This window comes from Bacillus sp. PAMC26543 (genome assembly GCF_014250375.1).
GTDB classification, from domain to species: Bacteria; Bacillota; Bacilli; order Bacillales; family Bacillaceae; genus Bacillus; species Bacillus halotolerans.
Genome location: NZ_CP060193.1, coordinates 229,663 through 256,283 on the forward strand (window position 1 = coordinate 229,663; position 26,621 = coordinate 256,283).

18 protein-coding genes and 2 pseudogenes are annotated in these 26,621 nt (G+C 41.0%); 17 read left to right on the forward strand and 3 right to left on the reverse strand.

What is annotated here, in order from left to right; translation table 11 throughout:
• Positions 1–16: 16 nt before the first annotated feature.
• Both H7F27_RS20735 and mutT read left to right on the forward strand, forming a co-directional pair.
• Entirely contained in the window at positions 17–532 is a 516-nt protein-coding gene (locus H7F27_RS20735; protein WP_260627312.1) for a DUF2726 domain-containing protein, read from the forward strand.
• Positions 533–775: 243 nt separating this feature from the next.
• A complete protein-coding gene (gene mutT, locus H7F27_RS01190; protein WP_095712660.1) occupies positions 776–1,165 on the forward strand; it encodes an 8-oxo-dGTP diphosphatase MutT in 390 nt (129 codons plus the stop codon).
• Here mutT and H7F27_RS01195 read toward each other — a convergent pair.
• A complete protein-coding gene (locus H7F27_RS01195; RefSeq protein WP_185848438.1) occupies positions 1,154–4,282 on the reverse strand; it encodes a DUF3427 domain-containing protein in 3,129 nt (1,042 codons plus the stop codon). The genes mutT and H7F27_RS01195 overlap by 12 nt on opposite strands.
• A gap of 308 nt (positions 4,283–4,590) precedes the next feature.
• On the opposite strand from H7F27_RS01195, the gene H7F27_RS01200 reads away from it, so the two are divergent.
• The 13 genes and pseudogenes from H7F27_RS01200 to H7F27_RS20740 form a co-directional block, all read left to right on the forward strand.
• Positions 4,591–4,956 carry a YwqH-like family protein gene (locus H7F27_RS01200; protein ID WP_185848439.1) on the forward strand — a complete coding sequence of 122 codons (366 nt, stop codon included), beginning with the start codon at positions 4,591–4,593 and terminating at the stop codon, positions 4,954–4,956.
• Positions 4,957–4,967: 11 nt separating this feature from the next.
• Positions 4,968–5,237 carry a YwqI/YxiC family protein gene (locus tag H7F27_RS01205; RefSeq protein WP_010332483.1) on the forward strand — a complete coding sequence of 90 codons (270 nt, stop codon included), beginning with the start codon at positions 4,968–4,970 and terminating at the stop codon, positions 5,235–5,237.
• A 19-nt stretch (positions 5,238–5,256) separates the two neighbouring features.
• Positions 5,257–6,873: a ribonuclease YeeF family protein gene (locus H7F27_RS01210; RefSeq protein WP_185848440.1), complete on the forward strand. Its 1,617-nt coding sequence runs from the start codon at positions 5,257–5,259 to the stop codon at positions 6,871–6,873.
• A gap of 16 nt (positions 6,874–6,889) precedes the next feature.
• Entirely contained in the window at positions 6,890–7,216 is a 327-nt protein-coding gene (locus tag H7F27_RS01215; RefSeq protein ID WP_014481380.1) for an Imm8 family immunity protein, read from the forward strand.
• A gap of 301 nt (positions 7,217–7,517) precedes the next feature.
• Positions 7,518–8,153: pseudogene (locus tag H7F27_RS01220) on the forward strand (T7SS effector LXG polymorphic toxin); the annotation flags it as partial.
• Between the two features lie 598 nt (positions 8,154–8,751).
• A complete protein-coding gene (locus tag H7F27_RS01225; RefSeq protein WP_185848441.1) occupies positions 8,752–9,054 on the forward strand; it encodes a contact-dependent growth inhibition system immunity protein in 303 nt (100 codons plus the stop codon).
• Between the two features lie 396 nt (positions 9,055–9,450).
• On the forward strand, positions 9,451–11,289 hold the full coding sequence (locus H7F27_RS01230) for a beta-glucoside-specific PTS transporter subunit IIABC (protein ID WP_185848442.1): 1,839 nt from the start codon (positions 9,451–9,453) through the stop codon (positions 11,287–11,289).
• 26 nt (positions 11,290–11,315) lie between these two features.
• Entirely contained in the window at positions 11,316–12,725 is a 1,410-nt protein-coding gene (gene bglH, locus H7F27_RS01235; RefSeq protein ID WP_095712664.1) for an aryl-phospho-beta-d-glucosidase, read from the forward strand.
• Between the two features lie 102 nt (positions 12,726–12,827).
• Positions 12,828–13,274, forward strand: coding sequence for a universal stress protein (locus tag H7F27_RS01240; RefSeq protein ID WP_024123397.1), 447 nt, complete (start codon positions 12,828–12,830; stop codon positions 13,272–13,274).
• Positions 13,275–13,432: 158 nt separating this feature from the next.
• Positions 13,433–14,368: a DMT family transporter gene (locus H7F27_RS01245; RefSeq protein ID WP_101859725.1), complete on the forward strand. Its 936-nt coding sequence runs from the start codon at positions 13,433–13,435 to the stop codon at positions 14,366–14,368.
• 170 nt (positions 14,369–14,538) lie between these two features.
• Positions 14,539–21,546, forward strand: a complete 7,008-nt coding sequence (wapA, locus tag H7F27_RS01250) for a tRNA nuclease WapA (protein ID WP_185848443.1) — start codon at positions 14,539–14,541, stop codon at positions 21,544–21,546.
• Between the two features lie 64 nt (positions 21,547–21,610).
• The gene (wapI, locus tag H7F27_RS01255) at positions 21,611–22,489 is read left to right on the forward strand and encodes an immunity protein WapI (RefSeq protein WP_101859727.1); all 879 of its coding nucleotides are present in this window, start codon (positions 21,611–21,613) and stop codon (positions 22,487–22,489) included.
• Positions 22,490–22,572: 83 nt separating this feature from the next.
• Positions 22,573–22,701, forward strand: a pseudogene (locus tag H7F27_RS20740) (hypothetical protein); the annotation flags it as partial.
• A gap of 213 nt (positions 22,702–22,914) precedes the next feature.
• On the opposite strand, the gene H7F27_RS01265 reads toward H7F27_RS20740, so the two are convergent.
• Positions 22,915–23,436, reverse strand: coding sequence for a DUF2812 domain-containing protein (locus H7F27_RS01265; RefSeq protein ID WP_101859729.1), 522 nt, complete (start codon positions 23,434–23,436; stop codon positions 22,915–22,917).
• Positions 23,433–23,774 carry a PadR family transcriptional regulator gene (locus H7F27_RS01270; RefSeq protein ID WP_024123387.1) on the reverse strand — a complete coding sequence of 114 codons (342 nt, stop codon included), beginning with the start codon at positions 23,772–23,774 and terminating at the stop codon, positions 23,433–23,435. Before H7F27_RS01270 ends, H7F27_RS01265 begins: the two co-directional genes overlap by 4 nt.
• Positions 23,775–23,938: 164 nt before the next feature.
• Between H7F27_RS01270 and H7F27_RS01275 the strand changes: the two genes are divergently transcribed.
• Complete coding sequence (locus tag H7F27_RS01275; RefSeq protein WP_185848445.1) at positions 23,939–25,087, forward strand: rhamnogalacturonan acetylesterase; 1,149 nt, start codon at positions 23,939–23,941, stop codon at positions 25,085–25,087.
• Between the two features lie 81 nt (positions 25,088–25,168).
• Positions 25,169–26,608 (forward strand): ATP-dependent RNA helicase DbpA, encoded by a 1,440-nt coding sequence (gene dbpA / locus H7F27_RS01280; RefSeq protein ID WP_185848446.1) that lies wholly within the window; start codon positions 25,169–25,171, stop codon positions 26,606–26,608.
• Positions 26,609–26,621 lie beyond the last annotated feature (13 nt).

Below are 26,621 nucleotides of genomic sequence, written 5' to 3' on the forward strand. Positions count from 1 at the left end.
CGAGTTAATACGTTATATGGAATATTATACAGAAGCTAGTTTATATCATGAAAGTCAGGTCATTTCTGTGTTCGATTTACTATATAAAGAATTCTCCGAAGTTTTAGTGCAACGAGAAAATAAACTGCGAGAGAGTGACTCAAAGTATAAATCTGAAAGGATTATTGCGAGTTTACTCAGAGATATTCTTAAAGAAGAAGCCTATAAAAAAATTGAGTTTAGAAGGGAGTACCGTTTAAAGGACTTATTTAATGATACCTCTCATTTAAATCAAGAGGAACAAAAGTTCGTTAAAACAGTAGCTCGATTTGATTTTTTGCTTTATTACAAAATGGGGAATGAACCTGCTGGTGTAATAGAGGTAGACGGTACTGCTTATCATTATTCAAATGACCAGAAAAGACGGGATCAATTAAAAGATTCTATTCTGAAGAAATCGGGGATACCTTTTACTAGATTAAGGACAAATGAGAGTGGCGAGACTGAAAAAATAAAAGTACTGCTAAATTCTATTTTAAAACGAATAAGTTAAAGAATGATTAAAATACTAGCAAGGGATAAGTGAATATTGCTTAAATAGTTTTTCGTCTAACTATTTAGCTCTATAGGGTTTTATTTTGGTGAGTGAAAATAACTCTATATAGTCAAAAAATTATGTTGTTGTCCCACAACCTATTCAGTATGATAAAGTTTAACTAAAAATGAAGATCAGATCACTAAATGTAATATTAAATATAGGTTTGTGACTTAATAAGAAATGAAAGGAAAAAATAAAATGAAAAAAACAATCAAAGTAGCTGCAGCAGTAATTCAAAACGATAATGATATGATATTATGTGCACTTCGTTCGCCAACCATGTCTTTGGCCAATCTATGGGAATTCCCAGGAGGGAAACTTGAAGAGGGAGAGAATGCACGAGAAGCTCTTGTCAGAGAAATTCATGAGGAGCTTGGTTGTAAGATTGAAGCAGGTGAAATTATCGCTGACATTCATCACGAATATGAGAAAGTCATTGTTAATTTGATTTCTATTCAAGCGAAAATTGTTGAGGGTGAACCTGTTGCCAAAGAACATGCGGAACTCAGATGGGTGCCCGTGAGTGAACTTGAGTCACTTGAATGGGCACCTGCTGATCTTCCAACTGTAAATGCACTAGTTAATTAAATCAACATACAAGTTTTCTGGGACAGGCTGATGAAGCTGCCATATTACATTCATAGGTTTGTCCCCATTGCTTGATACGTAATCTACTTTACCTAGATAAATAAAAGGTAAGGTGATGTCATGCATTTCGTTAAATTTACGTACGAATAGATGTATTTTATATTCTCTTTGTCTATGGTTAATAAAATTCTGACCTACAGTAGAATCATGTGATGTTTGATTTTGACTTTGCCAATGAAAATGATAGGGATCCATAAAGTAATCTTTATATAACAAATGGTCCTCAACTTTTTCAGACTTATTTAATGTAATAAAAATTAAGTAATTATTGTTAACTCTCCTTACACCTTCTCGCCACGTCCCCTCTTGATCAGTTGATTGAAATAAATGTATGAGTTCATTTCTAGTATATGTTTGATACAAGGTGAGTTGTAGTTCACTAGATAAAAGTGCTTCTATATTATTCATACGTCTAAATTCAGTTAAACCATATTGGATACGCTCCTTAATATAAGGACCAAACTGAGGATGGCATAAACGTTCAATAATATCTGATTGTAGTATGAACGTATTTTCCTCTATTACACCAAAACACCATTGTTGTTTTGGTGTGGCTAAGCGCTCCATAGATCGTTTAATCAAGTTGTCGTGTATATTCGTGTTTTTGATTTGTAAATGAAATGTATCTTTTAAAGATTTTTTAACATCATCGACAGTGATTCTTCTTGTATTAAATCCACATTGCAACACTAATAAATCATAAGGCCACTTGATAGGAAACTGTTGCTCTAACCAGGATACCATTCTTAAAACTAACGAATCATTTAATATTTCTTTATCTAACGAATGAAGGTCATCCATTTTTCTTTTCGTTTCAACCCAAGACTTATATTTTTTTATAAAAAAGGTAAGCCCTGGAGCTTGATCTGAATAAAGAAAATCAAGTAGCTCTGGGGAACGCCCAATATCTCGTTTAAATTGATAATATAATGTTTTTAGCATGGCAGTTGAATTTAGTTTAATACTATCTATTTTATGTAAAATTTCTTTCTTCGTTACAGATGAAAGATCTACATAAGACCCACCAGGTAAGTCTGCAAACTCATGGGTAACTGCAACTCGCAACGAATCTTTATCAAACGATTTTTGACTTGTTTGTCCAGAAAGGGCTAGCGGTATGACAAATGATTTTTGATAGTTTCCTATAAAATCAAGTACCGTTACAAACTCTTTATCATCAGCCTTCCTTAATCCTCTTCCTAACTGTTGAATAAATATGGTAGGTGATTCAGTTGGCCTCAAAAAAAGCAGTAAGTTTAATTTTGGTATATCAATGCCTTCATTAAAAATATCTACTGTGAAAATCAGTTCTAAACTATGATGCGGATCTTCAAGTTCTCTAATCACTTTCTGACGTTGTGCTGAGGAATCCTGCCCTGTTAAATATGTTGTATGGAATCCTAATTGATTAAATTCTTGGCTCATATATTGGGCATGTTCAACGTTAGTACAGAAGCCCAACCCACACATTTTTTCTCCGTGGAAACCGTACATATTTATCATCTTTATTACATAATCGACTCGCTCATGGTTTTTCAAGTGGTTGACCAGGGAGCGTTCATCATAGACCCCATTTGTTATTTTTACTTTATCGTAATCAACAGTATGATCCGGAATACCAAAGTAATGAAATGGGGCGAGCAATTCAGCTTCTAACGCATCTCGAAGGCGAATTTCATAGACAACATTATGATTGCAGATCTCAAGCACATCTTTACCGTCTAAACGTTCTGGAGTTGCAGTTAAACCTAATAAGAATTCAGGTTTAAAGTAATTCAACACTGATTGATAGGTAGAGGCTTCTGCATGATGAAATTCATCAATGACAATGTAATCAAATTCATTTGGTGCAAACCGTTTCAATGTTTCTTCTTTATGCAAGGTTTGAACTGTGCTAAATAAAAACCTTTTATTCCATTCTTTTTTCGATCCAGTTAACAATCCAAAGTTATCAGGGTCATTTGTGACTTTTTCAAATGTTTCAATAGCTTTAGTTAGTAACTCCTCACGATGAGCGATAAAAAGATATTTTTTTGGTTGATATTCGGAAAAATCAAATGCTGCAAGATATGTTTTTCCTGTACCAGTTGCAGCGATAATAACAGCCTTTTCCTCACCTTGTTCTCTCGTTTTCTTGAGGTTTTTAAGAGCTATTTCTTGCATGGCATTAGGTTGTATTTTTGTTTGATAAAGAGAGTTTTGAGAGACGAGAGACGCGCTCATTTTGTGGTTAGCTGCTTGAAATTCTTCATAAGCTTTTAAGAACTGGTCATCGACCGGTTGTGTTTTTTCGAGCCATACTTTATTAAAGACATCTTTTGTTTGTTGAAAAATAGGAAGATATTTTGTATCAGGTATTCTCGCATTTAGCTCATACCCAGTGGTCAGAGCGGATTGCGAAAGATTTGATGATCCAATAATGACACTATGTTGCCCTGAAAGACGTTCAAATAAGTAAGCTTTTGTATGAAAAGATTGACGGTAATCATTTACAATTCTCAAGTCGACATTTTGAAATTGCATGAGTTGTTTAAGTGCTTTAGGTTCAGTAATTCCCATATATGTTGATGTGATAATACGTACTGGCACATTACGTTTATTGAGCTCTTGTAATGGTGGAATAAGAAGTTGGACACCAGACCACCTTGTAAAACTGACCATAAAATCCACACGATCAGCAGTTAACATTTCATTCTTTAATGTTTTAAAAAAATTATCATCCGCTCTATGGTTTCCGAGCAGATTCAACCGTGATAGTGAAAAATGCTCCGATAAAGGAAGACCCATGTCATCTAAATGATAAAGAACTGTAGAAAGTGGAATTGCAAAGGCAGTATCATTACCAAGATCAGAAGATATTTTTTGGGTTAATTCAACCGCCTGATGATATTGTCCATGTTGAACAAGCGTTTTGATTTTCTCGCCAAATTGTTTAGCTATATGTAAAGTTAAAATTTCTGTATATTCTTTCGGTAAAACAGGTTGAAATTGATGTTCTGCGGGATAAAGCTTGTTTTTTTCTTGCAATTCTTCATGAAAACCACTGTTTTTTGTCATTATTTGCTCCCCATATTTAGATAGATATCCTAATTTTATCATTATTATTGACTATAGGTAACAGGGGTTTGCAAATGGCATTGCGAATCAAATGAGGATAATTGTACCTGCGCTTATAGTCCTGTGTAAGTTGAATAACATTCGCGAGAAAGTGAAATGGAGAGGATGATAGATAAATATACTTATTTACACTCTCTATAAGACAAACCCTTTTACCTATTTATCCAATATGACCCATCATGTAATATGAAAATAGTCTGTATTGTAAAGAATTTACACAGTTTGATAGAAACACGAGGTGTTGCGGCATGCATAGTGAAATGTTGTTACATTCGGTAAAAGCCGACTTACATGAAAAACAGGAACAGATCCATCAGTTAAAACGAGTGCTGCACGAAATCAGGCAAATCAAACACGAATTTTCCGAGGCCCAGCATCTCATTCATCGGCCTCATCTTAACCGAGAGGCATGGAGAGGAACACATGCGGAGCGATTTGAAGATATTCGTGAAGGAATGAACAAAGCATATCGTCAAATCAAAAGCGAACAAGTCAACGGAATCATCGAAAGTATAGATGAAAAAATTCACTCTCTAGAGGGTGACGTCTATTCCATGAGACGCCAAATCACGAGAATAGAGCATGAAATAGAGAAGGAAAAACATAAAAAGTGAGGTGAGCGCAAATGGCACAGGAAATCAAAATGGTCTATGGAACCGTCAAACAGGGACTTTCTCAGCTTAAGAACTCAGCTGAACTCAAGTCCTCCTTGCCCGGCCATATCTCAGGACGAAACCATTTGAATGTTGTAAAGTCCATCGAGCAATTAAATGAGGACATCAAAGAACTCACTGAAGCATATGCGTCCGTTCTGGCCAAGCATATCGCACAAACGGAAAGCGCGGTAAACGCCATGAAGGAAACGGACGAAAACATATCATCTTCCATGAAATAAAGCGCGGGAGGACAAGGGATTGAAAACATTAGATGTCCACGCTCTTCACGAGGGCATTCAGCATACGATTGAGAAACTGGACAAGCAAAAACAGCAACTGGAGAAGCTGGAAAAAAGTGTTGAGCATCTGGCAGGCATGAAGGATGCGTTAAAAGGAAAAGGCGGAGATGCCATCCGGACCTTTTACGAGGAGTGCCACAAGCCTTTTCTCCTTTTCTTTGGCATGTTTATCGACGAATACAAAAAAGTGCTGAAACAAACACAGCAAGCGATTTCCTCTGTAGAATCTGACTCCCACGGCATGATTGCAGAGGCTTTTCTCTCACACGACGCGAGACACGGGGTCAAGCATGCACGAGAAGTGACAGAGCAGCTCACAGACGCAGTCAATCACCAGACATCAACCGTTGATTACATCGTCAGCCTGCCGACAGTCAATGACTCCTTTTTTCGGTTGGAAACAGAACAGGCTGAGCGGCTGATTACAGACACCCTGAATAAGCTCTTTCAATTTGACGGCCAACAAACCCAAGCTCTAGAAACGGCAAAATCAGATTTTCAAACGATGAAAAACTATATCGATCAGCTCGAAACCATGTACACCGGTCCGAAAATTGAGATCACAGGCTACAAAAGCGGCTCCATCTTGAAATCACAGGAAGAAGAAAAGATCAACCAAACATTTGGCGCCATCAATCCGCAAATGAAACAGCCGGATGAATCACCGATGGAGATGATGTTGAAGAAACTGGAGAAACATAAGCAATCAAACGTTGATTCTGTGATAATGGATGACAAACAACAAAAGATCGAGCGTGAGATTTATGGTGATGACAGTAACTTGACGGTACTGCAGAAAGAAGCAGCAGCCCACCCGAAAGTCTATGGAGACATACGGGTGATAAATGATAAACTATATAATCATAAAGGATTAAAAAAGATAGATACGATAGAAGTGATTGACGAACTAACTCGTGATACTGCAAGCATCGACTACGTCGGCGGCAAATATTATGTATATGAAAACGGCCAAATTGTGAGAGAACTCTACGCTGGAGGGAAAAAGCGGCTAGAAGAAGTGTCTTACATTCCAGAGGATAAAGTAGGCGGAGCTAAGCCAATTGATTCGTTTCTTGCCGGAACTCAATATGAATTTATTGAGTGGGTAAGCCCTCAGGGTGCTGTTAAAAAATTGGCGGTCCGAGGCGGGAAGCGTGTTGTCACAGATGTGGCTAAACATGTAGTGGAGAAGGATATAAAGGGAGACGTAAAAAAGAAACCTTCTAAAGGCAGTGTTAATAGTAAGTGGTGGCATCCTGGATATGTAGATAATTTAAGCTCTTCCCAAACGGTTATAGGAATAAAAAATTCCCCTAAAGGTTTATCAACTCTTGGTAGCTCAACACGTCAGAATGCACTAGATGCAGGAAAAGGCTGGGTTGGTCAAGGAGCGGAAAAAATGTATGATAAAGCAGGAAATTTTTTAGGGTACAAAAGTGTAGATAAAATGAGAGCTTTCAGATTGCAATATAAACCAAAGGAAAAAATGTGGAGAGCGAACTTCACTGAAAATGAAATTACTGTTGTAGGATCAAAAACAGAATTAAGAAATGTACATGTTGATATTTTAGATTAAAAGGTGGGATATAATTATGTTAGAAATTAAAGCTTTAACTAAAGACTATGAAAATTGGGGTGAGGACGCTGATGATTTCTACGTTTCATTTGAACTTGACGTAGGATTGCCTGATATACCAGGTGCTTCTGATTTATTTACTTTTAATATTATTAGCCCTAAAAGATTGGATAAGATACTTGAAAGTACAAAAATTGAATTAGGTCATGGATATCTCATAATGAGAGATTTTAATATAAAAACTGTCAATTCTACTGTAGAGACTATCATGAATAAATGTAAAGACGATGACTATGATAAGTATATGAATAATTTAGCTCAATACTTTAAATTACAAGGATAACACCAAAAGAGTTGTTGGCTAGTCGCTTATAGTTATACTAAAAGAATATGAATATATCGGAACTGTAATCAATTTCGGATTTAATACACATGTTATATGATAAACAACTAGAGGTTTTTCATGTTAGAAGAGATTCCTGGTTATAAAAGTCTCACGTCATAACTATTTTAATTAAATGGTTTTGAGGGCCCTCTGGTTTGCTTCCTAGTGAGTAGCTTTAGAGTAGTGTAGTGGTAACTGTTTTACCTTGATTGGCAAAGTGCCTTTCAAGGTTTTTTAATAAAAATAATCTTTTATAAAGCTAATTCATAAACCCTTTCTCCTTTTCTCTGGCATGTTTATCGACGAATACAAAAAAGTGCTGAAACAAACACAGCATGCGATTTCCTCTGTAGAATCTGACTCCAACGGCATGATCGCAGAGGCTTTTCTCTCACACGACGCGAGACACGGGGTCAAGCATGCACGAGAAGTGACAGAACAGCTCACTGACGCAGTGAATCGCCAGACATCAGCTATCGACCACATCGTCAGCCTGCCGACAGTCAATGACTCCTTTTTCCGGATGGAAACAGAACAGGCTGAGCGACTGATTTCGGACACCCTGAATAAGATCTTTCAATTTGACGGCCAGCAAACTCAAGCACTAGAAACGGCAAAATCAGATTTTCAAACGATGAAAAAATATATAGACCAGCTCGAAACCATGTACACCGGTCCGAAAATTGAAATCACAGGATACAAAACCGGCTCCATCTTGAAATCACAGGAAGAAGAAAACATCAACCAAACCTTCGGCGCGATTAACCCGCAAATGAAACAGCCGGATGAATCACCGATGGAGTTGATGTTGAAGAAATTAGCCGAGAAAGAAAAGTCTAAAGTCGATTCAGTTGTCAAAACGCCTCATTCTAAAAAGGTAAATAAAAATATCATTCATCAGAAGATTTTAATTTCGGATTATGTATAGAACGCACAGAATATCACTATGAATTTTGTGTCTGGGGATTATCAGAAAAAAAACAAAAAATGTAGGAGACCTTGATTGGCATTAGCCTTTCAAGGCTTTTAAATATTGAGCCATAGCCTAAAGAAATCGGACTTTTGAGTTTAAGGTGATAATAGAGTGAAGAAAATAGATGAGAAATTTTTATTGAGAAAAATAAATGAATCGTTATTAATCATTCAGATTGTTTTGCCGCTAGCAGGAATATTTTTATAAATCATGACAGCCTGGTTAGCAAAGGTCAATCAAGTTCACGATATAGAGTTATATGTGATTGCTGGTTTTTCATATGGTGTATTTTTCTTTTTGTTCCCTTTAGATATTTATATATTCAGGAAAAGAATACTTATAAAAAAAATCAAATAATATAGAGGGATATAAATAGAGTTTCTAAAGGGTGAGCATACACTTGAAGAACCAGGATCTTCTATGATTTATTAGATGATGAATGATTTAAAGATTTACCCCAAAATGAAATATCTATCAGGATTATTATTCCGTTACCTCTCCCTTAAAGGAGCAAGATGACATGTTATCGATCAATAAACAAGAGGACCCTGTTTTTCAGTTTTTAGCTGGACCATTTCATCAGGATATTGAATCTCCCGATGATGCTTTACAAGAGTTATTAGCAGAGGAAAGTAAGGAATATTTGGAGGATGCTATTGTCTTTTTAATGGATTTTATAGAAAGTGAGCATTCAGATAATGAGAAAAATGATTACATTCAATCTTGTGCAGATGGCGTGTATTTTCCTGCGTTTAATTTAGAACCAATTGATTGGCTAAAAAATGTAATAGTGCAAATAAAGAAGTCTTTAAATAAAATTTAAACGATAACAATTCTTAACCTTGATTGGAAAAATGCCTTTCAAGGTTTTTTAATAACAATAATTTTTTATTGGAGTTAATAATAAGGTTAAATCTTTATAATTACCTTTGTACTAGAATCGATACTCTTAGTCAATACTAAAAATGAAAGCGTTGACATCACATAAATCTAGTGCTAAAGTATACCTACAAAACAAATACAGCGACCGTCAGGATTGTTACTGCGAAAGCAGGCAAAACCTAAATGGTACAGGTGCAGGAGGAGACTCTCGCAATCTGTGTCATTTAGGTTTTTTTTATTCTCATTTTGGAGGTGATGCAGCATTAAATACAAAAAAGCTGGAGAAAGGCGGCCACCTTTCATCCAGCCGGTTCCCCCAAAAAAAGGAGGTATACACATGGATTATGATAAATTATCGAGAGACATATTACAACTCGTAGGCGGTGAAGAAAACGTTCAGCGCGTGATTCATTGCATGACGAGACTGCGTTTTAATCTTTATGACAATTCGAAAGCGGACCGGAGTCAATTGGAGCAGCTGCCGGGTGTGATGGGCACCAATATCAGCGGCGAGCAGTTTCAAATTATCATCGGAAATGATGTGCCGAAGGTGTATCAGGCGATTTTGCAAAACAGCAGCCTCAGTGATGAAAAGAGCGCCGGGACATCTGGCCAGAAAAAGAATGTGCTGAGTGCGGTCTTTGATGTGATTTCTGGTGTGTTTACACCGATCCTGCCCGCGATTGCTGGTGCAGGTATGATCAAAGGGCTTGTTGCGCTAGCGGTCACATTCGGCTGGATGGCGGAGGAAAGCCAGGTCCATGTCATTCTGTCAGCTGTTGGTGACGGTGCGTTCTACTTTCTTCCGCTCCTGCTTGCGATGAGTGCGGCGAGAAAGTTTGGAAGCAATCCGTATGTAGCGGCGGCGATTGCAGCGGCGATTCTGCATCCGGATCTGACGGCGCTGCTCAGTTCAGGGAAAAGCATTTCCTTTATCGGGCTTCCTGTAACCGCTGCCACTTATTCATCAACGGTCATCCCGATTTTGCTTGCGATTTGGATCGCATCGTATGTGGAAAAGTGGATTGACCGAATCACGCATTCTTCTCTCAAATTGATTGTCGTTCCGACCCTGACATTATTGATTGTCGTGCCGCTGACATTGATTACAGTTGGTCCGCTGGGTGCTATTTTAGGAGAATACTTGTCTGTCGGCGTAAACTATTTATTTGATCATGCCGGGCTTGTGGCGATGATTTTGCTTGCGGGAACGTTCTCTTTGATCATTATGACGGGCATGCATTATGCATTGGTGCCGATTATGATTAACAACATCGCGCAAAACGGCCACGATTATTTGCTGCCCGCCATGTTTTTGGCGAATATGGGGCAGGCCGGCGCATCTTTTGCGGTTTTTCTTCGCTCCAGAAATAAGAAATTTAAATCGCTTGCGCTTACCACAAGTGTGACGGCGCTGATGGGAATTACAGAACCCGCGATGTACGGCGTGAATATGCGTTTGAAGAAACCGTTTGCGGCCGCTTTGCTTGGCGGTGCGGCTGGCGGCGCATTTTACGGCGTTACGGGTGTCGCTTCCTACATTGTCGGAGGCAACGCAGGGCTGCCGAGTATCCCGGTCTTTATCGGCCCAACGTTTATTTACGCGATAATTGGTCTTGTGATTGCGTTTGTTGCGGGAACAGCGGCAGCTTATCTTATTGGATTCGAGGATATACCGTCTGAAAGTAATCAGCAGCCTTCTGTGACAAATGGTCATCAGGGCAGCGGAGAAATCATTCACAGTCCGATTAAAGGGGAAGTGAAAGCATTAAGCGAAGTCAATGACGGAGTGTTTTCTGCCGGGATTATGGGAAAAGGATTTGCTATTGAGCCTGAAGAAGGAGAAGTGGTTTCACCTGTGTATGGAAGCGTTACCACCGTTTTTAAAACAAAGCACGCCATTGGCATTACGAGTGATCAGGGAGCTGAAATCCTCATACACATTGGATTGGACACTGTCAAACTGGAGGGCCAATGGTTCACGGCTCATGTCAAAGAAGGCGACAAGGTCGCGCCTGGAGATCCTCTCGTTTCCTTTGATCTGGAACAGATTAAAGCAGCTGGATATGACGTGATCACCCCGGTTATCGTCACTAACACAGACCGATATTCATTTTCGCCGGTAAAAGAAATCGGCAGGGTTCAAACAAAAGAAGCGCTGCTTGCTTTATCTTAAAAAATAAACTGATGAGGTGAACTGTAATGAGTGCAAATGCAAAACGATTTCCAGAAGGATTTTTATGGGGCGGCGCGGTCGCTGCCAACCAAGTTGAGGGTGCTTATAACGAGGGCGGCAAGGGACTTTCGACAGCTGATGTATCACCGAACGGCATCATGTCTCCATTTGATGAATCGATGACTTCTTTAAATCTGTATCATACCGGAATTGATTTTTATCATCGTTATAAAGAGGATATTGCCTTATTTGCAGAAATGGGTTTCAAAGCGTTCCGGACTTCGATTGCGTGGACAAGAATTTTTCCGAATGGCGATGAAGAGGAGCCAAATGAAGAAGGCCTCAAATTTTATGATGATCTGTTTGATGAGCTGTTAAAGCATCATATTGAGCCAGTCGTGACCATCTCTCATTATGAAATGCCGCTCGGTCTTGTGAAACATTATGGCGGCTGGAAGAACCGCAAAGTCATAGAATTTTATGAACGCTATGCCAGAACTGTTTTCAAACGCTATCAACACAAAGTGAAGTACTGGATGACATTCAACGAAATTAATGTGGTCCTCCATGCACCGTTTACAGGCGGCGGTCTTGTTTTTGAAGAAGGAGAACATCAATTGAACGCGATGTACCAGGCCGCACATCACCAGTTTGTCGCCAGCGCCCTTGCCGTTAAAGCGGGGCATGAGATCATTCCCGACTCAAAAATTGGCTGTATGATCGCCGCGACAACAACCTATCCGATGACCTCTAAGCCGGAGGATGTCTTCGCGGCAATGGAGAATGAGCGCAAAACACTTTTCTTCTCAGATGTGCAGGCAAGAGGTGCGTACCCGGGATATATGAAACGCTATCTGGCAGAAAACAATATTGAAATTGAAATGGCTGAAGGCGATGAGGAATTGTTGAAAAAACATACGGTCGATTACATCGGATTTAGCTACTACATGTCCATGGCGGCGAGCACCGATCCTGAAGATCTTGCGAAATCAGGGGGCAATCTGCTGGGCGGTGTGAAAAATCCATATCTTAAATCATCAGAATGGGGCTGGCAGATTGACCCGAAAGGCTTGCGCATCACGCTCAACACGTTATACGACCGCTATCAGAAGCCGCTGTTTATCGTGGAAAACGGCCTTGGCGCGGCAGACAAAGTTGAGGAGGACGGCTCCATTCACGATGATTACAGAATTGACTATCTGCGGGACCACTTAATGGAAGCGCGTGAAGCGATTGCTGACGGTGTTGAGCTGATCGGATACACATCATGGGGACCGATTGACCTTGTCAGCGCGTCCACTGCCGAAATGAAAAAACGCTATGGCTACATTTATGTTGATCGAGACAATGAGGGGAACGGAACATTGAATCGCATCAAGAAAAAAAGCTTCGGCTGGTATCAGCAGGTCATTGCCACAAACGGAGAAAGTCTCTGACAACTTTATGAATAAACATACACCCCAATTGACAATAACAGACAGCAGGCGGACAATAAAAGAGAAAGATGAACCACCCACAGTCCGAAAGGCGGGAAGCGTATGTTTAACAAAATGTTAGTTGCGATTGACGGGTCAGAAATGAGTGCAAAAGCCCTTGATGCCGCAGTGCATCTGGCAAAAGAACAGCAGGCAGAACTAAGCATCCTTCATGTGGGGAGAGAAGCCGTCGTAGCGACTTCTTCTCTGACCGGGATTGTCTATGTACCAGAACATTTTATTGATGAAATCAGGCAAGAAGTGAAAAAAGAAGGCTTACACATCCTTGAGAACGCGAAAGCGAAAGCGGCCGAGAGCGGCGTTCAAGCCGACATCATTTACGCACAGGGAGAGCCGGCACACGAAATTTTAAATACCGCAAAAGAGAAAGGCGTCAGCCTGATCGTGGTCGGAAGCCGGGGCATCAGCGGCCTGAAAGAAATGATGCTTGGAAGCGTCAGCCATAAAGTGTCTCAATTATCAACTTGTCCTGTATTAATTGTTCGATAGATAAGAAGAAAAAAGCGCCTACAAGGCGCTTTTTTTATGTATAGATTCGTAAAATAACTCTGGGTGATTTATGGAACTGCTTCCTTTATAATAGTATCAATATGTAAAAAAGAGGATTTTCTCTTATATCTGCAGATAGCTATACTGGGGGGCATTTGATGCAGCAAAATCTCATATTACAAAAACAAAAATCAACAGCCGTGCTGAAAATGGTCATTTCCATGGTGATTTTCGGTTCCATTGGCTTTTTCTCTGAGCATACCAATCTGCCGTCGTTTGAATTGGTATTCGTTCGCTGTCTGTGCGCGACATTATTTTTAAGCTTTTGCTGGCTGGCGTCCGGTCAGTATAAAACTGAAAAATGGAGCAAGCGGGAAGTCCTTCAAACATTAGCATGCGGTTTCTTTCTGGTATTCAATTGGGTCTTCTTATTTAAGTCTTTTGAAGAAACGTCAGTTACAATTGCCATCTCTGTATACCACCTTGCACCTGTGCTTGTTCTTCTCCTGGGGAGTATTATCTATAGAGAAAAATTAAATGTGATCTCCGTCAGCTCCATTATCATCTGCTTTCTTGGAACGGCGCTGATTTCCGGGATTAACGGCAGCACTTCATTGACACAGCTGATGGGATCAGGGATCATATGGGCAGTTCTCGCCGCACTGTTTTATGCGTTCACCACTTTATTGGGAAAAGGCATTCACAACCTCAGTCCTTACACGACCACCTTCCTGCAAACCGGTTTAGGGGTTATCATCCTGATTCCGTTTATTCACTTCGGCGCTTTTGCAAACCTGTCTCAGGGAAACTGGATCATGGTCGTCTCCACTGGTATTATTCATACAGGTATTGTGTATTTGCTGTTTTTTGACAGTTTGCGATTTTTATCAACGAAATTTATTTCGGTCATTGTCTTCCTCGACCCCGCTGTCGCGATCGTGCTCGATACCGTGTTTACGGGTTTCCGCCCAGACCTCTATCAAACACTAGGCATCGTAATGATCTTTGCGGGCATGGCTTTGACGCTTGTCAGGAGGCAGGGGAAGGCGGATGCAGCTGCTGAAGAAAAGGATTTAGAACAATTTCAATCATGATAGAAAAAAGTGTAAAGGCCTTAAATGGGCCTTTTTTTGGTTTTTTGGGTCTTTTTGCTCTGTTTAAATCTTAAAATAAGATAAATTTTCTAGAAAAATATTGTAATAATATTTCAGTGACGTTAACATTGTTGAGTAAATATTACTTTTATTACAAAAGGAGAGAGAAAATGAAAAAAAGAAAGAGGCGGAACGTTAAGAGATTCATTGCCGTATGTTTAGTGTTGGCGCTAATGATTTCATTATTGCCAGTAGATGTACTGGCAAAAACTTCAGAAGAAGAGTCCGGAAATCGTGTCGCAACTGCTGATCCGGAAGAAACCCTTCAGAATGATCAAACAGAGAAAGCTGTACCATTTAATGAGAAGGATATAAACAAAGAGGGAGAAATCACCTCAGAAAGAACGGAAAACACAAAGCTTTATTATGAAGGGGACGGTGTTTATAAACAGGAAGTATACCTTGATCCTATTCATACAAAGGAAACATCGAATGCAGACTGGGAGGAGATTTCTCCTGAATTAAAAGAAACGACAAGCAAACAAGTTGAAACTGAAAATGCTGTTTTGAATTCAGATTTTCAAAAGCAAATGAAGAACGGACTTTATGCGACTTTTGAGCACAATGATCACAAGCTTACATATTCACTTGTAGAAGCAAAAGGTCCAAATAAAACTTCACTTACTCCGAAAGATACTCCAGCAGATTATAAGACTGATGGTAATGAGATTGTTTATCCGGATGTTTTTCCGAACATTGATCTTCAGACTTTCACATTCAACGAAAACATAAAAGAAGATTTAGTCCTTCATCAGTATGACGGATACAACACATTTTCATTTCAGGTGAAAACCGATTTGCAGGCAAAAGAACAAGAGGATGGATCAATAGATTTTTCTGATGAAAAAGGAAAAGTTGTTTTTTCTGTGCCTAAACCTTTTATGACTGATTCAAAACTGGATGAACTTTCCGGCGAGGTGGGACGATCAGAAAAAGTCAGCTATAAGCTGGAAAAGAATAAAGAAGGGTATTTGCTTCATCTCACGGCAGACGAGAACTGGCTGAAAGACCCTGAACGCGTGTATCCAGTGTCTATCGACCCGTCAACGTCTTTATCTGTTTCATCAGATACGTTTGTCATGAGTGCCTACCCGACGACCAACTATTCGGCATCTTCGCAGAAATGGGATGCTAATCTGAAGGCCTATGTGCTGAAAACGGGTTATTACGACAAAACAACAGGCACCAATTATGCGTTTATGAAATTTAACAATTTAAAACCGATTCAAAATATGACAGTCAGCAAAGCTACATTAAAAACATACGTAGCCCATTCCTATTATGGAACAAAGGCAACTGGTCTTTGGCTGGATACAGTCAACAGCAATTATGATCATGCAAAAGTAACATGGAACACCAAACCGGCATCTAAAAATATCGGAAAAGCCGACGTCCATAAAGGACAGTGGGCGAGTTACGATGTGACCGCCGCTGTAAAGTCATGGAACTCCGGCGGGGCCAATTATGGATTTAAGCTTCATGCAAACGGAAACGGTAAGGAATATTGGAAAAAACTAATTTCCTCAGCGAACTCAAACAATAAGCCTTATATTGAAGTGACATACACCATCCCGAAGGCGAGCACACCTGCTGTTAAGGCATACAATAACGGGAACGGCACTGGTTTTTTCAATATCAGTTGGAAAAAGGCCGAGGGTGCAAAAGGCTATAAGGTATGGATTTATAATGGTAAAGAATATCAAGCGATCTCAGTCGGCAACACGACATCCTGGAGCACAAAAGGGAAAAACATTTGGCCGACAAGTGCAGAAATTTCATCCGGTAAGTACAAGCTTCACCTTGATGGAAAAGGCGGAACTGAATTAGCGCTAGATCCATCTCCAGTGTATAAGAACTCCGGCGGAACCTATGCCACAAGTAAAAACTATTGGATCGGCGTCAGCGCGATCTTTGATCAGGGAGAAGGAGCGATGTCCGCACCGGCAAAGCCTGTTATCCCTAATGTAGGAAAAGCACAAGCACCGTCAACCAAGGGCTATAATAATGGGAATGCCACAGGATACTTAGATCTTTCTTGGAAAGCTGTATCAGGAGCCACCGGCTATAAAGTTCAGGTATTCAATGGGAAAGGCTTTGAGACACTTGATCTGGGAAATCAGACGTCTTGGACCACCAAGGGGAAAAAGATCTGGTCGACAAGTGCAGAAATTAAAGCGGGAAAATATGCTCTTCACCTAAAGGATGGAAACGGAGCAGAGCTGCCGATCAATCCCGGACCAACCTATAAAAACGCCGGTGGGGATGCAGCCAAAAAAAATTACTCATTTAAAATAATCGCCTATAACAAAGATGGCGAAGCCATTGCATCACCGGCTGCCAACCCGACACTTCCTGATATCGCTAAACCAAAGAACTTATCCGGTTATGTGTATACAAACACAAAATCAAGCCAAACCGGTTATGTGAATTTGATATGGGAAAAGGTTCAAAATGCGAAAGGCTATAAAATTAATATCTATAACGGAAAAGAATATCAGTCCTATGATGTTGGGGACGTGGATCATTGGACAACCCAAAATAAAAACATTTGGCCGACTTCTGAGGAAATAAAAGCCGGAAGCTACAAGCTGCATACAGACGGAAAAGGCCGTGAATTGGCACTTGACCCGTCACCTGTCTATAACAATGCAAATGGAAATTACAAAGGGAAGAAGAATTATTCCTTCACTCTTTCCGCCTATGATGCGAATGGTGAAACGATTCCGACAGCACCCTTTAACCCAACGTTCCATGAAGGCGCAGAATTCCTTGGAACAGAAGAATACTGGTCTATCATTGATATCCCAAGCGGCCAGTTAAACGGTGCGACAGGCAATGTTATTGTGAATGAAGAGGATCTGTCAATTGACGGGCGCGGACCGGGACTTGGCTTATCGAGAACCTACAACAGTCTTGACAGCTCCGATCACTTATTTGGACAAGGCTGGTATGCTGATGCAGAAACATCTGTCATCTCGACGGACGGCGGGGCAATGTATATTGATGAAGACGCTACTACTCATCGCTTTACTAAAAAAGCCGATGGCACGTATCAGCCGCCGACCGGTGTCTATCTTGAATTAACAGAAACAGCTGATCAGTTCATATTAAAAACAAAGGATCAAACAAACGCTTATTTCAATAAAAAAGGCGGCAAGCTTCAAAAGATAGTGGATGGCCACAACAATGCAACCGTCTACACTTACAATGACAAGAATCAACTGACAGCCATTACAGATGCATCGGGCCGCAAGCTCACATTCACATATGATGAAAATGGCCATGTGACTTCCATCACCGGACCTAAGAATAAGAAAGTCACCTACTCATATGAGAATGATTTGCTGAAGAAAGTCACGGATACAGATGGGACTGTCACAAGCTATGACTACGATGGTGAAGGACGCCTTGTTAAACAATATTCAGCCAACAGTACCGAAGCAAAGCCTGTCTTTACCGAATATCAGTATAGCGGGCACCGTCTCGATAAAGCGATTAACGCTAAGAAAGAAACATATGTCTATAGCTATGATGCTGATAAAAAGACGCTTCTCATGACACAGCCGAATGGCCGGAAAGTGCAGTACGGCTATAATGAAGCGGGAAATCCCATTCAGGTTATTGATGATGCGGAAGGGCTAAAAATTACAACAAATACAAAATATGAAGGCAATAATGTCGTAGAAGATGTAGATCCAAACGACGTCGGAACCGGAAAAGCAACGGAAAGCTATCAATATGACAAAGATGGCAACGTTATATCCGTTAAAGACGCATATGGAACTGAGACATACGAATACAACAAAAACAACGACGTCACAAAGATGAAGGATACCGAGGGGAATGTCACGGATATTGCCTATGACGGACTGGATGCTGTATCCGAAACCGATCAGAGCGGAAAATCATCTTCAGCAGCTGTTTATGATAAATATGGAAACCAGATTCAATCCAGCATAGATTTATCAGCTTCAACTAATATTTTGAAAGATGGAAACTTTGAAGCACAAAAATCCGGCTGGAATCTGACTGCTTCTAAAGACAGCGGCAAAATCTCAGTGATTGCCGATAAAAGCGGGGTTCTTTCCGGATCAAAGGCTTTGGAAGTCTTGAGCCAATCAACGTCTGCCGGAACAGAACTCGGGTATTCGTCAGCGACACAAACAGTGGAACTGGAGCCGAATACTACCTATACATTAAGCGGGAAAATCAAAACAGATCTAGCGAAATCAAGAGCCTACTTTAACATTGATTTGCGAGACAAAGATCAAAAACGAATTCAATGGATTCACAATGAATACAGTGCATTAGCCGGAAAAAATGACTGGACAAAACGGCAAATCACTTTTACGACTCCAGCAAATGCAGGAAAAGCTGTTGTGTATATGGAAGTCGATCATAGAGATAAAGATGGCAAAGGAAAAGCATGGTTTGATGAAGTCCAGCTGGAAAAAGGCGAAGTATCGTCAAGCTATAACCCAGTTCAAAACAGCAGTTTCACAGCAGCAACGGAAAACTGGAATGTAAGCGGGGCCTCCGTTGATTCTGAGGAAGGCTTTAATGATGACGTATCATTAAAAGCAGCCCGGACCAGTGCGTCCCAAGCCGGATCAGTAACAAAACAAACCGTTGTCTTAGGGCAAAGCGCAAACGACAAACCAGTTTATCTCACACTGACAGGAATGTCGAAAGCCAGCAGCGTCAAATTTTCAGATGAAAAAGACTATTCTCTGCAGGCTAATGTCACTTACGCGGACGGCAGCACAGGTGTATACAATGCCAAATTCCCTTCTGGAACACAGGAATGGAACCGGGCAGCTGTCGTTATACCAAAAACAAAGCCGATCAATAAAGTCGATATCAGCATTTTGTTCCAAAAGAGTGCGACAGGAACAGTCTGGTTTGATGATATCCGTCTGATTGAAGGAAGCCTTCTAACAAAAAGCACGTATGACAGCAATGGAAGCTATGTGACCAAGGAAGAAGATGAACTAGGATACTCTACTTCAACTGATTACGATGAAACGGGTAAGAAAACGTCTGAAACGGATGCAAAAGGTGAAAAAACAACCTATACGTATGATCAGGCAGACCAACTGACAAACATGACGCTCTCTAACGGCACGTCTATCCTTCACAGCTATGATAAGGAAGGCAATGAGATAAGCAAAACCATCCGGGCGGGAGCAGATCAAACCTATCAATACGAATATGATGTCATGGGCAAGCTTGTCAAAACAACTGACCCTCTCGGCAATGTGCTAGCAAGTGAATATGATGCCAACAGCAACCTGACCAAAACCATTTCACCAAATGGCAACGAAGTGTCTCTTTCTTATGATGGAACAGATCGGGTGAAATCAAAGTCGTATAACGGTACAGAAAAGTACAATTTCACGTATGACAAAAATGGAAATGAAACGTCGGTCGTCAATAAAGAGCAGAACACCACAAAGAAACGGACATTTGACAACAAAAACCGCTTAACCGAACTGACAGACCGCGGCGGCAGCCAAACTTGGACATATCCTAGTGACTCCGATAAGCTGAAAACCTTCTCGTGGGCTCATGGGGACCTAAAAGGAACGAATCAATTTACGTATAACAAACTTGATCAAATGGTTGAGATGAAAGACAGCACATCTTCCTATTCATTTGATTATGACGAAAATGGCAACGTCCAAACCTTTATTACGGGCAACGGCGGCGGAACAAGTTTTTCATATGACGAAAGAAACCTTGTAAGTTCGCTGCATATCGGCGACAAAAACGGCGGAAGCATTCTGACGGAAAGCTATGAATACGATGCAAACGGCAACCGCACCACGATAAACAGCTCAGCAAGCGGCAAGGTGAAATATGAGTATGGAAAGCTGAATCAGCTTGTCAAAGAAACCCATGAAGACGGAACTGTCATTGAATACACATATGACGGATTCGGCAACCGGAAAACCGTTACAACTGTAAAAGACGGTTCAAGCAAAACGGTGAACGCTTCCTTCAACATCATGAACCAGCTGACAAAAGTCAATGATGAAAGCATCTCTTACGATAAAAACGGCAACCGCACATCCGACGGCAAATTCACATATACGTGGGATGCAGAGGATAACCTGACCGCCGTTACAAAAAAAGGTGAAGACAAGCCATTCGCAACATATAAGTATGACGAAAAAGGAAACAGAATCCAAAAAACCGTCAACGGAAACGTCACGAACTACTTCTACGATGGAGACAGCTTGAACGTCTTGTATGAAACAGACGCGGACAACAAAGTCACAAAATCATACACGTACGGAGACAGCGGCCAGCTGTTATCCTACACAGAAAATGGCAAGAAATATTTCTATCACTACAACGCTCACGGCGACGTCATCGCGATCTCAGACAGCTCTGGAAAAACTGTTGCCAAATATCAGTACGACGCATGGGGAAACCCAACAAAAACCGAAGCAAGCGACGAAGTGAAAGACAACCGCTACCGCTACGCAGGCTACCAATACGACGAAGAAACCGGTCTGTACTATCTCATGGCCCGCTACTACGAGCCAAGAAACGGCGTGTTCCTATCGCTCGACCCAGACCCGGGCAGCGACGGAGATTCATTGGATCAGAATGGATATGCTTACGGAAATAATAACCCGGTGATGAATGTTGATCCGGATGGGCATTGGGTATGGCTTGTGGTTAATGCTGGATTTGCAGCCTATGATGGGTATAAGGCATATAAATCAGGTAAAGGATGGAAAGGTGCTGCTTGGGCAGCTGCTTCTAACTTTGGGCCTGGGAAAATATTCAAGGGCGCTAAGAGAGTTTATAGATTTGCAAAATCAGGTAAAAATTTCAACTGGAAACATATCAAAAAAGATCATGGTCCTAAGTCGAAGGCACGAATGCCAAATGGGCAACCAAAAAGCAAGTTTAGAAGTGCTAAAACTTTAAGGAGAACAACTAAGGCAACAGCAAGAACTAGACCTGCATACATCCAGAAAGATGGTAGAACAGTACACTTTAAGAAGTTTAAAAAGCCTATTGGAAGAAAAACGAATGGTCGGCATACTTATACTGTAAAGGTTGTTAAATCTGGAAGGTATGTTGTAACAAGTTACCCTTATTAAAAAGTGAATAAAAGGAAGAGGGAAAATTCTTTCTTCCTTTTTAAAAATAGAAAGGATGTCATCTATGCATGAACTAAAATTTAGAGATTTGAATGTCGAAGTAAATGAGGAAGATACAGTATTACTATCAATGACTGAATCAGAAATAATTGTATTGACTATAAAAGAAATCGATTATGGTGCTAAATATATAAATCATATTGTTCTCTACTGTAACACTGATGGACGATTCTTAAATAGCTATAGCATACAAACAAACGAACAAGTCATAAATGTACAAAAAGTTGATGATTCATTCTTGTTTTTAATTGATAAAGAGTACGAGGATAGTGTTAGAGACGTTGAACCCAATATATATTTGTGGAATCCGCTTGAAGGATTCCATCAATCTTTTTATGCGGGGCGATACATTAATTCAATGATGATAGATCAAAATAAGAGTTTATGGGTCGGCTATGATGAAACGGGCATATTTTCATGCGTTGATCAGGAAATAAGTACGAGAGGGATTAATAAATTTGTTTTGAAAAATGGAAAATATGAATTGTATTCCCATGGTGTTAGTTCTTATGTGATTGACCAATATTATTCTACTTTTGTAAGTGAGGATGCCATCTATTTGTATTACAGATCGATGGGTGAAGATTATTTACAAAAATTGAATTTACTTGGAGAAACATTAGAAAGAGTTGAGGTTGAAATAGAGTGTAGTTCATGCATCAAAAATGGATCATCAATTTATCTTTTCAGTCGTGATGATGACTCTTACACTATTGAAAAAGTATTCAAGACGAATGACATGCAAAGTTATGTAGAACAAGAAATTTCAAATGAAAACAATGGAGAAAGTCTATGTTTTACACAAGTAGCTTCCTATAAAGATAAGGTTGCAGGAATTGATCATAATAATAAGCTTTTTCTGTTAAATAATCAAAGCTTATAAAAGGGGACGCTTAACAAGTAGACTCATCAAAATTGGTAAGCAGTGAAAGTGAGAAAGCTAGATGAAACGTAGGAGGAATCCATATGAATATCACACAATACGAGAAAATGAAACAGCATCTTTCTGATGCGGATACAGGCCCATTTACATTCAACGAGTTTTCTTTCTATATGAAAGAAGATGATCGTTATATTCAAATTCCTGTGTTTGAATTAAAACTATCTGCTCAAACCTGTGACATTCATTTGCGGTTTGAAGACATCAGTGCATCGAGACTGGATGATCTTGAATCCATCGATAGGATTGAATTGGAGATTTTACCGACTGATGATCAATGGGAAAGGCTCCGTTATTATGTGTATGATCAAGAAAACCAAATGAGTTTCTATTGCGGAGGGTGGGATGTAATCAAGTGTGACAAGAAGTCACACTGATTTTCCCCACTTTCCAAGCGTTCTTGCTTTTGTTGCCGCATATGTCACGAGAAACGGGATAGTCACAATCAGAAAAAACAAAGGCACCCAATTTGATAATCCGGTTACATAATGGATTGTAATGGACAAGAGAGTCAGGAAGCTCAAGGTGCAGGTGACGTTTCGAACGTCTTTTTCGCTTCTTTTATATTTCTCTCTCAAGGTGGATTGATCACTGTATATCGGCGAAGTCCCGGGCACAGCCGAAAAGATATGCATACCTTGTGAAGAGCAAACACGTTCCCACCCGGCCGCTTCAAACATCTCGGTGTATTCCTCTAAGTTTTCTTTCTCAACATCATGATAGTCAATGCTGTATATCAACTTCCGCGGCTCAGCTTTTCTAAGCTTATACCCCATAAACGCAAAAGAATCGAGCACCCATCCTTTGCTGGCCATATCACTTAGTCTCTTCATATCCTTTTCTTCTGAAAACGCCAATCCTTCAGACATCATATATTTTTTCTGTTTCATGATGAATCCCCTTTCAATTGTTGAAAAGCGCGTTCGCCGTGTTCCGCCATCATTTTTCTGCGCTGCATTTCTTTTTTGAGTAATTCTTGGCCGTGCAGGGTGGTCTGGTACACTTTGCGGCGCGGGTTGTCGTTGTTGACAAGCTCAATGATCTCTTCCTGCAATAATTTCTTTAACAATGTATATAAGGTAGCTGGGCCGATCGTAAAGGAGGCATCGGTCATGTCTTCAATCTCCTGCATGATCGAATAGCCGTGTTTTGGCTCCAGCAAGGTTAAGACAATATAATAGGCTGGATCGGTAAGCTGATCCATTTCCTCCGGACGTTGCTTTGGCAAACGGTCACCTCATTTCTTATATCAACTAATGATATATCAATAATTGATATAATAAAATCTTCCTTTTCCTTTGTCAATGCAATTTTTTTCTGCATTCAGTCATCATAAAGAAACAATCACCGAGTATGCATTAATGAATGCGTTTTCATAGAGGGGGATTCTTAATGAAAAAATGGATAACGGCGGGTTTTGTGATGATGTTAATGTTGGGTTTCAGCGGGGCGGAGAGTTTGAAGGCGTCAGAGCCGAAGGTATATCAGTTTGACTTTGGAAGCGGTTCGGTTGAGCCTGATTACATTGGGGTAAGGGCGTCTGACCGTTATAACCCGTCAAGGGGCTACGGTTTTCAAACGCCGGAACATATGAAGGATGTGGCGGCATCCGGGACGGGCGTGAAAAGTGACGCGGTTCAATTTTTGGCGAATGGGACGAAAAGCGACAACACGTTTAATGTGGATCTTCCGAAGGGTCTTTATGAGGTGAAGGTGACGCTGGGCAATACGGCGAGGGCAAGTGTGGCGGCGGAGGGTGTGTTTCAGGTCATCAATATGACGGGAGACGGTGCGGAGGATACGTTTCAAATTCCTGTCACCGACGGGCAACTGAATCTGCTGGTGACTGAAGGCAAGGCGGGTACCGCTTTTACGCTCAGCGCCCTAAAAATCAAGAAATTGTCTGATCAGCCGGTGACAAACCGAACGATCTATATCGGCGGCGATTCGACGGTGTGCAATTATTATCCGCTCAACAGCAGCAAGCAGGCGGGCTGGGGGCAGATGCTGCCTCACTATGTCGACAAGCGTACCTTTCAAGTGAGAAACATGGCGTCAGGCGGGCAGATTGCGAGAGGGTTTCGAAATGACGGACAGCTTGAGGCGATCTTGAAGTACATCAAACCGGGTGATTACTTTATTTTGCAGCTCGGCATTAACGATACAAATCCGAAGCATAATGAATCTGAAGCGGAATTTAAGGAGATTATGCGTGATATGATCCGGCAGGTGAAAGCAAAGGGCGCGGAAGTCATCCTTTCAACACCGCAGGGCCGGGCGACAGACTTTACTTCTGAAGGCATCCATTCCTCTGTAAACCGATGGTACAGGGCTTCTATTTTGGCTTTGGCCGATGAAGAAAAAACAAGGCTTATTGACCTGAATGTCCTCAGTTCATCTTGCTTTACATCGATCGGTCCGGAAAAAACGCTTGCCCTTTATATGAATGGAGATACGCTGCATCCGAACCGCGCGGGTGCCGATGTACTGGCGCGATTGGCCGTTCAGGAACTAAAAAGACAGGGGATTGATGGCTTCTAAAACGTCATTTTTCAGCAAAACACATACACCGCCGTTAATTAGAGTATAATGAGAACATCTGCAAGAGACAGGAGTTTATACATGAGTCATTTTAAAAACTATCAAATCAGTCACGACATTTTACGAGCATTGGAAGGACTGGGGTATACAGAACCGACCGAGGTGCAGCGAAACGTGATTCCGGCAGCCCTTGAACGAAAAGATCTTGTCGTCAAATCACAGACGGGAAGCGGGAAAACGGCTGCGTTTGGCATTCCTCTCTGCGAGCTGGCGGATTGGGACGAAAACAAACCGCAGGCACTGGTGCTGACGCCGACCCGTGAGCTTGCCGTGCAAGTAAAAGAGGATATCACGAACATCGGAAGATTTAAACGAATCAAAGCGACAGCTGTGTTTGGAAAATCATCTTTTGATAAACAAAAAGCCGAGCTGAAGCAAAAAAGCCATATCGTTGTCGGCACACCGGGACGCGTCCTGGATCATATTGAAAAAGGCACGCTGCCGCTGGATCGCCTTTCCTATCTGGTCATTGATGAAGCGGATGAGATGCTGAATATGGGCTTCATCGATCAGGTGGAGGCGATTATCAAGCATCTCCCGACCGAGCGTACGACGATGCTGTTTTCTGCGACACTGCCAGAGGATATTGAGAAATTAAGCCGTCAATATATGCAAAACCCAGAGCATATCGAAATCAAAGCGGCCGGCCTCACCACAAGGAATATTGAACATGCGGTGATTCAAGTCAGAGAAGAGAATAAGTTTTCTTTGCTGAAGGATGTACTTATCACTGAGAACCCGGACAGCTGCATCATTTTCTGCCGGACGAAAGAGCATGTCAATCAGCTGACTGATGAATTGGATGACTTAGGGTATCCATGTGATAAAATTCACGGCGGGATGATCCAGGAAGACCGCTTTGACGTTATGAATGAATTTAAGAGAGGCGAGTACCGGTATCTAGTCGCGACAGACGTCGCCGCACGGGGGATCGATATAGAGAATATCGCCCTTGTCATCAACTATGATCTGCCCCTTGAGAAAGAAAGCTACGTACACCGTACAGGACGGACAGGCCGAGCCGGAAATCAGGGAAAAGCGATTTCATTTGTGGCGCCGTTTGAAAAGCGGTTCCTGACTGAAATAGAAGACTATATCGGATTTGGGATTCAGAAATTAGAAGCCCCATCCCAAGAGGAAATCGCAAAAAAGAAACCGGATTTTCTCGCTAAACTGAAGGACCGTCCGGCGATCAAAAAAGACAAGAGCGAAGAGCTGAATAAAGACATCATGAAGCTGTACTTTAACGGCGGAAAGAAAAAGAAAATCAGAGCCGTTGATTTTGTCGGAACGATCGCTAAAATCGACGGGGTTTCTGCTGATGACATTGGCATCATTACGATCATGGATAACGCCTCGTACGTGGAAATTTTAAACGGAAAAGGCCCACATGTTCTCAAAGCCATGAAGGATACAACCGTCAAAGGGAAAAAGCTTAAGGTGAATAAAGCGAATAAATGATGAATGACCTGCT

Excerpts from the sequence above, each read along its gene's own strand:
- H7F27_RS20735 (WP_260627312.1), top strand. The coding sequence starts at position 17 with ATGGAATATTATACAGAAGCTAGTTTATATCATGAAAGTCAGGTCATT.
- mutT (WP_095712660.1), top strand. The coding sequence starts at position 776 with ATGAAAAAAACAATCAAAGTAGCTGCAGCAGTAATTCAAAACGATAAT.
- H7F27_RS01195 (WP_185848438.1), bottom strand. The coding sequence starts at position 4,282 with ATGACAAAAAACAGTGGTTTTCATGAAGAATTGCAAGAAAAAAACAAG.
- H7F27_RS01200 (WP_185848439.1), top strand. The coding sequence starts at position 4,591 with ATGCATAGTGAAATGTTGTTACATTCGGTAAAAGCCGACTTACATGAA.
- H7F27_RS01205 (WP_010332483.1), top strand. The coding sequence starts at position 4,968 with ATGGCACAGGAAATCAAAATGGTCTATGGAACCGTCAAACAGGGACTT.
- H7F27_RS01215 (WP_014481380.1), top strand. The coding sequence starts at position 6,890 with ATGTTAGAAATTAAAGCTTTAACTAAAGACTATGAAAATTGGGGTGAG.
- H7F27_RS01225 (WP_185848441.1), top strand. The coding sequence starts at position 8,752 with ATGTTATCGATCAATAAACAAGAGGACCCTGTTTTTCAGTTTTTAGCT.
- H7F27_RS01230 (WP_185848442.1), top strand. The coding sequence starts at position 9,451 with ATGGATTATGATAAATTATCGAGAGACATATTACAACTCGTAGGCGGT.
- bglH (WP_095712664.1), top strand. The coding sequence starts at position 11,316 with ATGAGTGCAAATGCAAAACGATTTCCAGAAGGATTTTTATGGGGCGGC.
- H7F27_RS01240 (WP_024123397.1), top strand. The coding sequence starts at position 12,828 with ATGTTTAACAAAATGTTAGTTGCGATTGACGGGTCAGAAATGAGTGCA.
- H7F27_RS01245 (WP_101859725.1), top strand. The coding sequence starts at position 13,433 with ATGCAGCAAAATCTCATATTACAAAAACAAAAATCAACAGCCGTGCTG.
- wapA (WP_185848443.1), top strand. The coding sequence starts at position 14,539 with ATGAAAAAAAGAAAGAGGCGGAACGTTAAGAGATTCATTGCCGTATGT.
- wapI (WP_101859727.1), top strand. The coding sequence starts at position 21,611 with ATGCATGAACTAAAATTTAGAGATTTGAATGTCGAAGTAAATGAGGAA.
- H7F27_RS01265 (WP_101859729.1), bottom strand. The coding sequence starts at position 23,436 with ATGAAACAGAAAAAATATATGATGTCTGAAGGATTGGCGTTTTCAGAA.
- H7F27_RS01275 (WP_185848445.1), top strand. The coding sequence starts at position 23,939 with ATGAAAAAATGGATAACGGCGGGTTTTGTGATGATGTTAATGTTGGGT.
- dbpA (WP_185848446.1), top strand. The coding sequence starts at position 25,169 with ATGAGTCATTTTAAAAACTATCAAATCAGTCACGACATTTTACGAGCA.